The following is a 13067-nucleotide window of genomic DNA, read 5'->3' as shown; positions in this document are numbered from 1 at the left end:
CACCCAACCGGCCCGGGTTCTCCGGGCCTTTTTTGCTGCATGTCATCTGCAGCAGCCTATCGCCTTCGGCCCGACGCCTGAAGCCGGAAGCCACCTTTCAGCCATTCTGCTTGACACGCCTCCGAAAAAGCGATAAACCGTTGGCCACTTTTTGTGGGTGGATGTGTCCCTGTGCGCCGTAAGCGCCACCGTATCTGACCGCAACCGTTTGGGGAGGGAAAGGTCAGTATGAAAACGTCGCGAAGAGATTTCCTGAAAGTCAGTACCGTCGGAGGCGTTGCCGCGTCGGTACTTGGCTTTGACCTCACGCAAGCTCACGCCGAAGTGCGGGAGCTTAAAATCGCCCGCACCACCGAGACCCGCTCCACCTGCCCGTATTGCGCGGTGGGATGCGGGGTGATCATTCACACCCTCGGCGACAAGAGCGGCAACGTCAGGCCCGCGGTCGTCCACGTCGAAGGCGATCCCGACCATCCCATCAACCAGGGCGCGCTGTGTCCCAAGGGCGCGACCATCAAGCACAACATCGTGAACGACCGCCGCATTACCAAGCCGATGTACCGCGCGCCGGGCAGCGACAAGTGGGAAGAGAAGTCATGGGACTTCATGGTGGACCGCATCGCCCGCCTGCTGAAGGACACGCGCGACGCCAAGCTGCGCGAGGCCAACGCGCTCACCGCGGTCGGCGTCATCGGCGGCTGCACCGACAACAACGAGAACAATTATCTGCTGGTGAAAGCGTTCCGTGCGGGGCTGGGCATCATCCCCATGGAACAGCAGGCCCGTATATGACACGGCCCGACGGTGGCCAGTTTGGCCGCCACATTCGGGCGCGGCGCCATGACCAACGGCTGGACCGACATCCAGAATGCTGATGTCGTCCTTGCCATGGGCGGAAATCCCGCCGAAAACCATCCCGTGGGCTTCCGCTTCGTCATGGAAGCCAAGCGCAACCGCAACGCCAAGCTGGTCTCGGTGGACCCGCGTTTCAACCGCACCTCCGCCGTGGCCGACAGCTTCACCCAGATCCGCGCCGGCAGCGACATCGCCTTCCTCGCCGGCCTCATCAACTACTGCTTCACCCACAACCGCATTCAGGAGGAGTACGTCCGCCTCTACACCAACGCCACTTTCATCGTCCACCCGGGCTACGCGTTCAAGGACGACGTCGGCGTGTTCAGCGGCTGGGATGAAGCCAATAAGAAATACGACAAGAGCACGTGGAACTACGACATCGGCAAGGACGGCTTCGCCAAGGTCGATCCCACCATGCAGGACCCGCGCTGCGTCTACCAGTTGATGAAAAAGTTTTACGCGCGCTACACCCCGGAGATGGTCGCCAAGGTCTGCGGGTGCAGCGCCGAGAGCTTCAACAAGGCAGCCGAGATCATCACCTCCACCTATCCCGCCGACAAGGTGGGCACCATCATGTACGCCCTCGGCTGGACGCACCACAGCTTCTCGGTGCAGTTGATCCACATCGCCGCCATGCTGCAACTGCTGCTGGGCAACATCGGCATGGCGGGCGGCGGCATCAACGCCCTGCGCGGCCACTCCAACATCCAGGGCGGCACCGACTGCGGCATGGCTTACCACAACCTGCCCGGCTACATCGCCATCCCGAAGCAGGACGAGACGGATCTCAAGGCGTACTTCGGTCACCTGCTTCCCAAGCCGCTGCGGCCTGCGGTCATGAACTTCGTGCAGAACTACGACCGCTTCTACATCAGCCAGATGAAGGCGTATTACGGCCTGAAGGCGACCAAGGAAAACGAGTTCGGCTACCAGTGGCATCCGCGGCTGCCGCAGGGCGCCGCGCCGGGAACCTACGAAAACTGGAGCTGGGCCTTCATCTTCGACCACATGTACAACGGCAAGATGGACGGCCTGCTCAACTTCGGCATGAACCCGGTGAACAACGGGCCGCACTCCCGCAAGGTGATCAGCGCCCTCAAGAAGCTGAAGTACCTTGTCGTGGCGGAAAACTTTGAGACCGAAACCGCTTCCTTTTGGAAGTCGGAGATCATTGCCCTCGACGAGGAGAAGACCGGCACCTCCGATGTCAAGACCGAGGTCTTCCTCCTGCCCGCCGCCAACTTCTCCGAGAAAGACGGTACCTTCGTCAATTCTGCCCGCTGGTTCCAGTGGAAGTACAAGGCGCTGGATCCACCCGGCGACGCCAGGACCGACCAGGAGATCATCAGCCGCATCTTCCTCAAGGTTCGCGATCTCTACGCCAAGGAAGGCGGCAAGTCGCCGGAACCGGTGCAGAACCTAAACTGGTGGTACACCAATCCGTTCCAGCCTTCGCTCGACGAGGTCGCGCGCGAAATCAATGGCTGGGCGCTCACCGAGGTGAAGAACGAGAAAGACCCGAAAGTGGTTGATCTCAAGCCCGGCGAGCAGTTGGGCAAGTTCTACGACGCCCGCAACGACGGCACCACGCTGAGCGGCAACTGGCTCTACATCGGCTCTTACACACAGGCCGGCAACCTCGCCCAGCGGCGCAACAATGCCGATCCCAGCGGCATGAAGCGCTTCTCCGAGTGGGGCTACAACTGGCCCGCCAACCGCCGCGTGATGTACAACCGCTGCTCCGCCGATGCGCAAGGTAAGCCGTGGGATCCTAAGCGCCCGGTGATCAAGTGGAACGGCGAGAAGTGGGCGGGCGACGTTCCCGATTACAAGCCCGACAGCCCGCCCGAAGCCGGCATGGGGGCGTTCATCATGCTGCCCGAAGGCGTCGCACGCTTGTTCGTCCCGGGCATGTTTGCCGAGGGTCCGTTCACCGAGTTCTATGAGCCCATGGAATCGCCGGTGTCGAACCCGCTGCATGCGGCCACGAGTTCGAATCCTGGCGTCAAGCCCTTCAAGGGCAAGTGGGACCGCCTCGGCAAAGCCGATGAGTTCCCCATTGTCGCCACCACCTACCGCCTGACCGAGCACTTCCATTACTGGACGAAAAACAACGCCTACAACGTGCAGTTGCAGCCGGAATTCTTCGTCGAGATGTCGGAAGAGCTGGCCAAGGAGAAGAGCCTGAAGAGCGGCGACATGGTGAAAGTCACCAGCGCCCGCGGTTCCATCCAGGGCAAGGCGATGGTGACCAAGCGCATCAAGCCCATGCAGGTGGCGGGCAAGACCGTGCACCAGATCGGATTCCCCATTCACTGGGGCTTCCTTGGACGCGGCGAGCAAACCGGCGGGATGGCCAACATCGTCACCCCGACCATCGTGGACCCGAACTCGTTTGCGCCCGAGTACAAAGGCTTCCTGGTGAAGCTGGAGAAGGTATAGGGAGGAGGATGCCATGACGCAAGCACTGGAAATGAAAAACGCTTCCGCGGGCGCCGCTTCCCCGGGCATCCGCTTGACCCAGGTGGTCGCCAAGCTCATTGACACCTCGACCTGCATCGGCTGCAAGGCCTGCGAGGTCGCCTGCCAGGAGTGGAACGATCTGCCGCCGGAAACCACCGTCAATTTGGGTACCTATCAGACGCTGCCCGACATGACGCCGCACGTCTGGAACCTGATCCGCTTCAACGAAGTCGAGGAAGGCGGCAACCTGCACTGGCTGATGCGCAAGGACCAGTGCATGCACTGCGCCGATCCCGGTTGCCTGAAGGCCTGTCCCGCGCCCGGCGCCATCGTGCAGTATGAGAACGGCATCGTGGACTTCGCGCAGGAGAACTGCATTGGCTGCGGCTACTGCATCTCCGGCTGCCCGTTCAATGTGCCCAAGCTCAGCTCGCAGACCAAGAAGGTGTACAAGTGCACCCTCTGCGTGGACCGCGTTTCGGTGGGGCTGGAACCGGCCTGCATCAAGGCCTGTCCGACGAGCTGCCTGCAATTTGGCACCAAGGAAAATCTGCTGCTCAAGGCCAAGAAGCGCGTGGACCAGCTCAAGGCCTCGGGCTTCGCCACCGCCGGAATCTACGATCCGGGCGGGGTCGGCGGCACCGGCGTGGTCAGCATTCTGGCCTATGCCGACAAGCCGGAAGCCTACGGTCTGCCCGCCGATCCGACCATCCCGTGGACGGTGGAACTGTGGAAGCAGCCGCTGAAGTGGATCGGCAACCTGGCGATCATCGGCGGCATCATCGGGACCTTCATTCATTACCTGCGCTATGGGCCGAAGCACGCTCCCCCAGACGGTAAGGTTCCCCAGGCGAACGCAGGAGGTAAACAATGAGCCAGCATCGCATACTTCCCAACGGCGATGTGCTCCGCTACACGCTCACGGAGCGCATCATTCACTGGGTGGCGGGACTGTCGTACGTCTACCTGCTGCTCAGCGGCCTCGCCTTCTGGACGCCCTGGATGTGGTGGCTGGCGCTGTTCCTCGGCGGCGGCCCCGTGGTCCGCTCCGTCCATCCCTGGATGGGCCTGATCTTCACCTTCGGCGTGGTGTACATGTTCGTCATGTGGAGCAAGGACATGTACATCACCCAGCAGGACCGCGAGTGGCGCAAGTTCATCGGCGGGTATGTCCGCAACGAGGAAGAGGAACAGCCCGATCCGCACAAGGCCGTCCGCACCTTCCAGCAGTTTGCCCCGGTGGACCGCTTCAACTACGGCCAGAAGTACCTCTTCTGGGTGATGTTCTGGGGCGGCATCGCGCTCTTCGTCACCGGCATGGTGCTCTGGTTCTCTGAATACCTTCCCTGGAGCCTGCGCTTCCTGCGGTTGCTCTCGGTGATCCTGCACCCGATCGCGTTCCTGGTGACGCTGGGCGGGTTCATCATTCACGTGTATATGGGAACGGCCGTGGTGCGCGGCGGATTCGCCTCCGTGATCCGCGGCGAGGTCTCGCCCTCCTGGGCGAAGTTCCATCATCGCCTCTGGCTGGACAAGATCATTGCAGCCGAGGATACGGTCGAGAAGTAGAGAAGTAACAAATGATCCGTCCGACTTGGGACCAGAGGATCGCGCGCGCCGGGGAACTGGCCGAAGCTTTTCCCTTCGCGGCGGAAGTCCTCGGTTTCTATGCCGGCGTGGCGCGCTATCAGAAAGCGTTGTACGGCTACATTCAACAGGCCCGGGGCAAATCGCTGCTCCCGGGCCATTCCTTTCGCGACTCGCTCGATCTCGTCTTGCTGCTGCCGCGCTTTCCGGGGTTTCTGAATGTGGTCAGGGAAGCGGCGCCGGCGGCGCTGTCGTCGCTGGCGGAACAGATGGCCGCCGAGAAAGAGCCGCGCTGGGAAAAACTGCTGCGCGATTTCTGGCAGCGCTCCGAACTCGGCGAGATCCCCTACACCGAATCATTCTTCGCCCGCGCCTTCCTCCAGCCTTATGCGGAGTTCGTCGCCGACCGGCTGGGCGCGCCGCCGCGCACCGGCAACAGCGCAACCTGCCCGATCTGCGATTCCGAGCCGGTGGTCGGGGTGCTGCGCGAGGAGCAACTTGGGGCCAAGCGCACCTTCATCTGCTCGCTGTGCGCCCACGAGTGGGAATTCCCGCGCCTGGTGTGTCCGGGTTGCGGGGAAGACCGCAATGAAGCGCTCGCGGTTTATACCTCGGAGTACTTCGAGCACGTTCGCGTCGAGGCCTGCGACACCTGCAAGAGCTACATCAAGGCCGTGGACTTGACCAAGTACGGCCTGGCGATTCCGGTGGTGGATGAACTCGCCTCGCTGCCTCTCACGCTGTGGGCGCAGGAGCACGGCTACACCAAACTCCAGCCGAATTTGATGGCGGTGTGAGCTAGTCTTCAGTCGTCAATCTTCGGTCTTCAGCCTGGCGACTGGAGACTGACGACTGGGGACTACTGCTTCGGCCACGGCGGCTGCACCAGCGGCGGAATCTTGGCGATTCGTTGAGGATCGGGTGGCAAGACTTCGAGTTGGCGCGCGAGGAAGTGCAGCCGATCGCGCGTCGCTTCGGCGTTGAGCGCGTGCGGAGCGTCGTAAATTCTTAGCGTCTTGGGCTCGCTGACATACGGCAGATACTGCCTGGCCTGCTCGGGCCCCAGGAACGGCTCGTCGGTGGCGAACTGCAACAGCTTTGGCGTGCCCGCGGAGTGCGAGACGTACTTGCCGGGATCGGTCCAGGAGTACTTGGCGACGAAGGCGTCGAATTTCTCCGGCCCGATTTTTTGCCGGTACGCCTGGTACATCGGCGATTTGGTCGTCACTTCGTCCGACAGCCCTCCGGCCATGATCACTACTGCCTTGAAGCGCTTGTCGATCCCGCTCAAAAAGCCGCCGACTTCGGCGTTGCAACTGTGCCCGGCGTAGACCAGGCGTTTGGGATCAACGTCCTTGCGCGCCAGCAGCAGGTCGGCGCCGCGGCGCATGTTGATTACCTGCTGCACCAGCACGTCAATCTGCTGCGCGTTCAACGGCTCCTTGCTTTCGATGAATCCCGGACGCGTGATCACGTGGTCGGGCAGCAGCGCCATCACGCCCGAGCGTGCCAAAACCACCGCTTCCTCGAGAAACTCGCCGCGGTTCATCTTCTCCGATCCCGGCATGCACCAGTGACCGTAGGTCACGGCAGGGAAGGGTCCTTTGCCCGGCGGCACGACCAGGTAGGCGGTGACGCGTCCGCCGTTGGGTCCAAGGGAGGCGGCGCGATCGCCGGTGGGCACAGCGTACGACAGGTCGTGGATCTTGACGCCTTCGCGGTCTTGAACGCCCGCTTCCTTGATCGCCAGCGGTGCTTTGTTGTCGTAATCCCAGTGCCGCAGCAGTTGGTCGTAGGATTCTTGGGCGAACGCGGTGGAGGCGAAGAGGAGCAAGAGGCAAAGGGAGCGCTTCATAAGAACGAAATATTAGACGATAGCCGACAGCAACACCATTTCCGATTGCCGCTTGTCGATTGCCGATTGCATGGCTGCGAGGCGCGGGCATTACCTTGCGGCAAACCTTAGACGGCGCATACGCCCTCCCCGTGATCTCTCGGGCGTGATAACAAAACAAAGGAGCCATGCGCACAAAACGCAATCCTCCCGAGGGCGACAAAAGGGAGTGAACCCACTGCTACCGGCTGTTGGCAGCCTCGCCCTTGCATTGCACGTTTGCCGCAAGTCGGCGCACAATCCCGTACGACGAGAACTGAGATGACACTCACCGATGTGCTCCTGCATGAAGCGGAAGTAACGTACGACATCACAGAGAAGTTGTTCTGTCGTGTCGTCGACAGGGATCTCTCCTGGAGGCCGGCTACGGGCAAGAACTGGATGACCGTTGGGCAGCTGCTGATGCATTGCGCCAGCTTCGGGTGCGGCAAGGCCATTCAGGGCTTTGTCAAGGGAGACTGGGGGCTGCCCGCGGGTTCCCGACTTGAGGACCTGGGTGCCGAGCAGCATGTGCCACCGGTGGCGGCACTGCCCAGCGTTGAAAGCGTCGAGCAGGCACTCATACTCTTGGCGAGGGACCGGGACTTAACGCTGGGATGCATTGCGGAAACGAAGGAGGCCGAACTGCTGACCAAAACGCTCGCTGCACCCTGGGGTGGTCAGGAGATGACGCTGTTCCAGCACCTGCTGCAGATGATCGCGCACCTCGGCCAGCACAAGGGCCAGCTCTTTTACTACCTCAAACTGATGGGAAAGGACGTGAACACCAGCGACCTCTGGGGGGCTTAAATCGCATGCACCACGCTGCAAGTCGGAGGCTTGTGCCGATCGACCAACTTGCGTTCCGCCGGCTATCGCCTAATATTTCGTCCTCTTATGAAGCGCTCACTTTGCCTCTTGCTCCTCTTCACCTCCCCGGCGTTTGCCCAAAGAATCGTGCGACTACGACTCGGGCGCGGTGGTGAATCTCCCCGCAATCACGGGCACCGTTATGCGGATGCCGTTCGCGTCAGCGATTTCACGGCGCTCAGCGCCTCCGTTGAGAACCCTATACGCTTGAGTGCTGTCTCCCAGTTCCGGGCCAATGCGCCGAATTGCTCGACTTGCGCTAGGCGATCGCGCTCCGGGACGACGATTAGGGCATAGTTAAAGATCAGGTTGCGGACGGACTCTTTCTCCTGGACGCTCCATTCGGCAGCCGCACTCACCCATGAGTTGATCTGCGGAACGCTGCCTGGCGCTGCTATCGGGGGTTGCCCGCCTGGACCTGTGGGAACCTGCAGCAGATCCATGTAGACTTCGTCTCTGAGATCGCCATTCAGGAATCGCAATGTGTTACCGGGATACTTGTAATCGGCATCGGAGATGTAGATGTCTACCGGCGTCGTGCCGGACGGGAAATTCAGTACCACACCCCACGTGTTTGATGGAACGTGCCCCGGGTTCAGATCGTCCGAATCAGCCCCATCGATATATGTCTTGGTCATCGCATCGTAAAGCTCTACCCGAATGCCGCGTACTTGAAGGGAAGCATTGGAACTGTCATACAGGTACACCTTCTTGTCAGGCATCGGACCTCCTCCACTCTACAAACCTGGGACCCATTCCGCGATCAACTTCTCACTGGCGCTGCTCACCTCGAATACGATCCTGTCGGCAGTTCCGGCCAAAAGCACGTAGACACCAACCGGCTGGCGATCGATGGTCTCCGTTGCGTGGAAAGTCAGCGGTTCATTTTCTTTCCATGTGTCATGGCGGAGATGGCCACCGCTCGAGAACTCCACGACACGTTGCCGAATTGAGAGATCCTTCCCTCCAGCGACAGCCCGAATACTGATGCTCAGGTCTGTCAGTGGACCTCTGGGAACTATCAGCCGCGGGAAGCCAAGTAGCGCGAATCCGCGGCGGAGCGGCTGCGGGATTCTCTGACGTGCCACGTCAATACTAGAGCTTGTCGGATCAAGATCGAATTGTTCCGTTAGCTGCGGCTTCAATCTGCCGCGTTTGATGATCGCCAGCGCAAGGCGTGCAGCGTTCTCAACTGCAAGCTCGCGCCAAAGGTTGAAGGCGTCTAGCTTCGCCTTGTCGGCGTTGGCTCGATCCGATATCCCTTTGATCAACAAAGCCTGCGTGGGAGTTTCGCGATGGAAAAACGCGGCATGCATCACACCGCAGCCCTCCATCTCTGTTCCAAGGAGCTTTCCATGTAGACGCAGCAATTCCTCTTTCTTTTTCTCGGACTTGATGACGTCGGTGCCGGAAGCGACCGTTCCCACGTAAATCGAAGGAGAGTGCTCTCTCAAGGCATCGCACGCACTCGCAGTCTCCACTTTGTTCGTCAGCTTAACCCGCCCTGCTTTGTCTGCAGCGCTCTTCGCACCGGATTTTTGCCACTGCTCGAACTCTTCCACACTCACAGACACCGCATGTACCTGGCGAACCAACGCAACTCCACCCGGGTATCCAGCCGGTCGGTATTCCAATCCGGAGTCCTTTACGGCCTTAGGGTCATAGTGGAAGATCTGCTGTCCCACGATAACGTCTCCGAGGTTTAGCTCCCTGTCGAACACACCTGCTATTCCGAGCAGCAAGATGTAGGCCGGATCCCATTGATCTATGACTCTGACCGCCAACCCATGCGAATCTAGTGGACCCATCTGGTCCTGATAACCTAGAACGAGCTCATAATGCGTTCCGTTATCCGCCTGCACCCGCGTTCGATACCAAGTATTTCCGTCTACCGTGATCTCCCGCAGATCTGGGAACAATGACTGCAAGTACTTGAACTCTTCAGTAAGTCCGGTGAGAATCGCGAAGTCCAGCATCGGCATAAAATTACACCTTCATCGAGTGCTCTCCGCACCACTTTGCGATTGCCAAGTAATTGAGCACGACTTGTATTGAACTGCTTTCTAAACCGGCTTGCCTCCTTGGACTCCCAAGCGGTCGCCATTGTACACCCAGTTGCCGGGCGCTTCATCCTTTGCGCAGCAAAGGGTGGACAACTCCCAGCCGGATCTCTTTCTCTGGCCTGACAAATCTGTGTCAAGTCCCTTTGTTATAACTGTTCCCCGCAACTCTCTCGTATCACGATAAATAAAGTTTCTTCGGATGTTGCGGGTTTACCCCTGCCGAACGGCTAGACTGGTTGTGAGCGGAGGAGTGGGCGCAGGGGCATTGCCACTGCGCCTATTCGTCTTTTGGCGCTAGCGCCACTGCATCTTGTGCTCTCGCTCATTGACAAAACAACATCTTCGGGATTCCAGAAAACCCGGAGATAACTTAGGTTTACGAAATATCAAACGCTTACCGCGCGTGACCTCCGAATTTGGTAACTTGTCATTAGGGAGTTTGGTTTTCAATTACCAAATTCCCCGATTACCCAATTACCAATTTCCCATGATTCAACTCTCCTCCGCCGGCAAGCGATACGGCGAAAAGCTACTCTTCGACGACCTGGACTGGCTGGTCACGCCGCAGGACCGCGTTGGCGTGGTCGGCGCCAACGGCACCGGAAAGTCCACGCTGCTGAAGATTCTGGGCGGGCTGGAGACGCTCGACTACGGCGCCATCTCGGTCGCCAGGGGCATCACGTTTGGTTACTTGCCGCAGGAAGGGTTGGCGCTCGCGGGCCGCAGCGTCTTCGACGAGTGCATGTCGGTATTCACCGAGCTGCTGGGCATCGAGCAGGAGTTGCACGCGCTGGCGGGGAAGATTTCCGAGCTCGATCCGGCGAGCGCCGAGTATGCCGAAGTCGCCGAGCGCTACCACCGCCTGGACCACGAGTTTGGCGCGCGCGACGGCTACGCCATCGAAGCGCAGGTGGGTGCGGTTCTGGCCGGACTCGGTTTTCAAAAAGAAGACTGGCAACGGCGCACGGAAGAATTTTCCGGCGGATGGCAAATGCGGATTGCGCTGGCGAAACTGCTGTTGCAGAAGCCCAACCTGCTGCTGCTGGACGAGCCCACCAACCATCTCGACCTGGAATCGCGCAACTGGCTTGAGGAATATTTGCAGGCGTACCCGTATGCCTACGTGCTGATCTCCCACGACCGCTATTTTCTCGACGTCACGGTGAAGAAGATTGTCGAAATCTGGAACAAGCGCGTCCACTTCTATCCCGGCAATTACGACAAGTACCTGGCGCAAAAGACGCAGCGGCTGGAGCAGTTGCAGGCGGCGTATCGCAACCAGCGGGAGCGCATCGAGCAACTGGAGGCGTTCATCAACCGCTTCCGCTACACGGCGACCAAGGCCAAGCAGGTGCAGAGCCGGATCAAGGAACTGGAGCGGATGGAGCGCGTCCACATCCCGCCGGAAGAGCGCACCATCCACTTCAAGTTCCCGCAGCCGAAGCCGAGCGGGCGCATGGTGGCCGAGTTCATCGGCGTCGAGAAGAGCTATGGGGAGAGGCGGGTGCTGCGCGAGGTAAATTTCCTGATCGAGCGCGGCGACCGGATTGCGCTGGTGGGCGTGAACGGCGCCGGAAAGTCCACGCTGATCCGGCTTCTGGCGGGGCTGGAGCCGGTGACCAGCGGAGAGCGTCGCCTGGGACACAACGTCGAGGCGGATTATTTTGCGCAGGACCAGTACAAGCAGCTCGATCCGGAACAGCGCGTGTTCGACGATCTGGAAAAGCTGGCCCCGCGCGCCACGCAGACCGAGCTGCGCAGTCTGCTGGGGTCGTTCCTGTTCACCGAGGGCGATGTGTTCAAGCGCATCAGGGTGCTCTCGGGCGGCGAGCGCAACCGCTACGCGCTGGCGCGGATGCTGATGTATCCCTCGAATTTCCTGCTGCTGGACGAGCCCACCAACCACCTCGATCTGCGCGCCAAGGACGTGCTGCTGGAAGCGCTGGAGAAATTTGCCGGGACGGTGGTGTTCGTGTCGCACGACCGCTACTTCATCGACAAGCTGGCAACCAAGGTTTTTGAAGTCGCGGAGCAGACGGTGACGGTGTTTCCGGGGAACTATGAGGACTTTCGCTGGAGGAAGGAGCAGGAAGGCAAGGACATTCCCTCAGCGGCTAAAGCCGGCAAAGGCGCGGGATTGAACGGCACGACTCCCTCCCCTTCGACTTCGCTCGGGACAGGTTCCGCCGTGCCCCTCCGAAACATCGGTATCGGGGACGATCAGGATGGACGAAGTGGTGAAGCAGGTCTCGGGAGAAAGCGGCTGAATCCGATCAAGCTGCGGCAGATGCAGGAGCGGCAGCAGGAATTGGAAGAAGCGGTAAGCCGGGTGGAGGCGGAGATCGCGCAGTGCGAGAGCGGGCTGCAGACTTTCGTCAGCGTGCAGGAGACGGCGCGCCTGACCGAGTTGCTGGAGCGGCGCCGGTCGGAGCTGGCGCCGCTGGTGGCGGAGTGGGAAGCGCTCTCGGTCGCGCTCGAAAGTAACGCGTAGATCCGCTGCTTCTGCTAGGAATGCGCGTAGCCTGGTGCTATTCTTGACGCCTGTATCCACAAGTTTAGGACCAGCACGCCGCGTCCATGCTGGCCAGGAGAATGTAATGCCGAATGCTGCTCCGTACGGCATGGAGCTGGTGGAAAACTGCTTGATGTGCAAGATGCGCAGCGAGAGTTTTTTCTGCTCGCTGCCGCCCCGGACCCTGGACGCCTTCGAAAAGATCAAATTTCCGTCCGCGCTACCGCGGGCGAGCGTGCTGTTCGTCGAGGGACAACTGCCGCGCGGGATCTACCTGCTGTGCCGCGGGCGGGTGAAGCTGTCGGTGAATTCCAGCGACGGCAAGACGATGATCCTGAAGATCGCCGAGCCGGGTGAGGTGCTGGGGATGCACGCCGTGGTCAGCAACCAGCCGTACGAGTTGACCGCCGAGACGGTGCAGCCCTGCCAGGTGGTGTTCATCAAGCGGGAAGATTTTCAGAAATTCCTGGAAGAGCACGGTTCGGCGTGCCTGCAGGCGGCGCGGCACCTGAGCGACAACTGCCATAACGCGTACGACATGATTCGGGCGATCGGGCTGTCGCACTCGGCGAGCGAGAAGCTGGCCCGCATGCTGCTGGAGCTGGCCAGCGAGGGCGAAGCGACCAAGGAAGGCATCCGGGTGAAGCTGGCGCTGACCCACGAGGAGATCGCGCAGGTGATCGGGACGTCGCGCGAGACGGTGACGCGGCTGCTCGGCAGCTTTCGCAAGAAGCAGTTGGCATCGCTGCGGGGATCAACGCTGCTGATCAAGAACAAGGCGGGGCTGGAGAGGCTGGTGGGATCGTAAAACAGGTTTTGGGCGTTAGGTTTTAGGCGTTAGGAA

The 13067-nt window shown here is 60.5% G+C and carries 10 protein-coding genes; 7 read left to right on the top strand and 3 right to left on the bottom strand.

Annotation, left to right across the window (positions count from 1 at the left end; genetic code table 11):
* Positions 1-228: 228 nt before the first annotated feature.
* Genes fdnG through LAN70_09020 form a run of 4 tightly spaced genes read left to right on the top strand, consistent with a single transcriptional unit; the run spans position 229 to position 5702 of the window.
* Positions 229-3297: a formate dehydrogenase-N subunit alpha gene (gene fdnG / locus LAN70_09035; protein MBZ5511304.1), complete on the top strand. Its 3069-nt coding sequence runs from the start codon at positions 229-231 to the stop codon at positions 3295-3297.
* 13 nt (positions 3298-3310) lie between these two features.
* Positions 3311-4192, top strand: coding sequence for a formate dehydrogenase subunit beta (gene fdxH, locus LAN70_09030; GenBank protein ID MBZ5511303.1), 882 nt, complete (start codon positions 3311-3313; stop codon positions 4190-4192).
* Positions 4189-4887: a formate dehydrogenase subunit gamma gene (locus LAN70_09025; GenBank protein MBZ5511302.1), complete on the top strand. Its 699-nt coding sequence runs from the start codon at positions 4189-4191 to the stop codon at positions 4885-4887. Before fdxH ends, LAN70_09025 begins: the two co-directional genes overlap by 4 nt.
* 11 nt (positions 4888-4898) lie before the next feature.
* Positions 4899-5702 (top strand): formate dehydrogenase accessory protein FdhE, encoded by an 804-nt coding sequence (locus LAN70_09020; GenBank protein MBZ5511301.1) that lies wholly within the window; start codon positions 4899-4901, stop codon positions 5700-5702.
* Positions 5703-5764: 62 nt separating this feature from the next.
* Here LAN70_09020 and LAN70_09015 read toward each other — a convergent pair whose 3' ends face one another.
* Positions 5765-6760: a hypothetical protein gene (locus LAN70_09015; GenBank protein ID MBZ5511300.1), complete on the bottom strand. Its 996-nt coding sequence runs from the start codon at positions 6758-6760 to the stop codon at positions 5765-5767.
* Between the two features lie 300 nt (positions 6761-7060).
* On the opposite strand from LAN70_09015, the gene LAN70_09010 reads away from it, so the two are divergent.
* Positions 7061-7588, top strand: a complete 528-nt coding sequence (locus LAN70_09010) for a DinB family protein (protein MBZ5511299.1) — start codon at positions 7061-7063, stop codon at positions 7586-7588.
* A 200-nt stretch (positions 7589-7788) separates the two neighbouring features.
* Here LAN70_09010 and LAN70_09005 read toward each other — a convergent pair whose 3' ends face one another.
* Both LAN70_09005 and LAN70_09000 read right to left on the bottom strand, forming a co-directional pair.
* The gene (locus tag LAN70_09005; GenBank protein ID MBZ5511298.1) at positions 7789-8370 is read right to left on the bottom strand and encodes a hypothetical protein; all 582 of its coding nucleotides are present in this window, start codon (positions 8368-8370) and stop codon (positions 7789-7791) included.
* A 15-nt stretch (positions 8371-8385) separates the two neighbouring features.
* Entirely contained in the window at positions 8386-9630 is a 1245-nt protein-coding gene (locus LAN70_09000; GenBank protein ID MBZ5511297.1) for a hypothetical protein, read from the bottom strand.
* 568 nt (positions 9631-10198) lie between these two features.
* Between LAN70_09000 and LAN70_08995 the strand changes: the two genes are divergently transcribed.
* Positions 10199-12202: an ATP-binding cassette domain-containing protein gene (locus LAN70_08995; protein MBZ5511296.1), complete on the top strand. Its 2004-nt coding sequence runs from the start codon at positions 10199-10201 to the stop codon at positions 12200-12202.
* 106 nt (positions 12203-12308) lie between these two features.
* On the top strand, positions 12309-13031 hold the full coding sequence (locus LAN70_08990; protein ID MBZ5511295.1) for a Crp/Fnr family transcriptional regulator: 723 nt from the start codon (positions 12309-12311) through the stop codon (positions 13029-13031).
* Positions 13032-13067: the final 36 nt, after the last annotated feature.

The sequence above is a fragment of the Terriglobia bacterium genome (assembly GCA_020072845.1).
Classification (GTDB): Bacteria; Acidobacteriota; Terriglobia; order Terriglobales; family Acidobacteriaceae; genus JAIQGF01.
The sequence above is the reverse complement of the archived record's forward strand: the minus strand, read 5'-3'. Positions and strand labels throughout refer to the sequence as shown.

Coding starts and splice junctions, on each gene's coding strand:
- fdxH (MBZ5511303.1), top strand. CDS start 3,311: ATGACGCAAGCACTGGAAATGAAAAACGCTTCCGCGGGCGCCGCTTCC.
- LAN70_09025 (MBZ5511302.1), top strand. CDS start 4,189: ATGAGCCAGCATCGCATACTTCCCAACGGCGATGTGCTCCGCTACACG.
- LAN70_09020 (MBZ5511301.1), top strand. CDS start 4,899: ATGATCCGTCCGACTTGGGACCAGAGGATCGCGCGCGCCGGGGAACTG.
- LAN70_09015 (MBZ5511300.1), bottom strand. CDS start 6,760: ATGAAGCGCTCCCTTTGCCTCTTGCTCCTCTTCGCCTCCACCGCGTTC.
- LAN70_09010 (MBZ5511299.1), top strand. CDS start 7,061: ATGACACTCACCGATGTGCTCCTGCATGAAGCGGAAGTAACGTACGAC.
- LAN70_09005 (MBZ5511298.1), bottom strand. CDS start 8,370: ATGCCTGACAAGAAGGTGTACCTGTATGACAGTTCCAATGCTTCCCTT.
- LAN70_09000 (MBZ5511297.1), bottom strand. CDS start 9,630: ATGCCGATGCTGGACTTCGCGATTCTCACCGGACTTACTGAAGAGTTC.
- LAN70_08995 (MBZ5511296.1), top strand. CDS start 10,199: ATGATTCAACTCTCCTCCGCCGGCAAGCGATACGGCGAAAAGCTACTC.
- LAN70_08990 (MBZ5511295.1), top strand. CDS start 12,309: ATGCCGAATGCTGCTCCGTACGGCATGGAGCTGGTGGAAAACTGCTTG.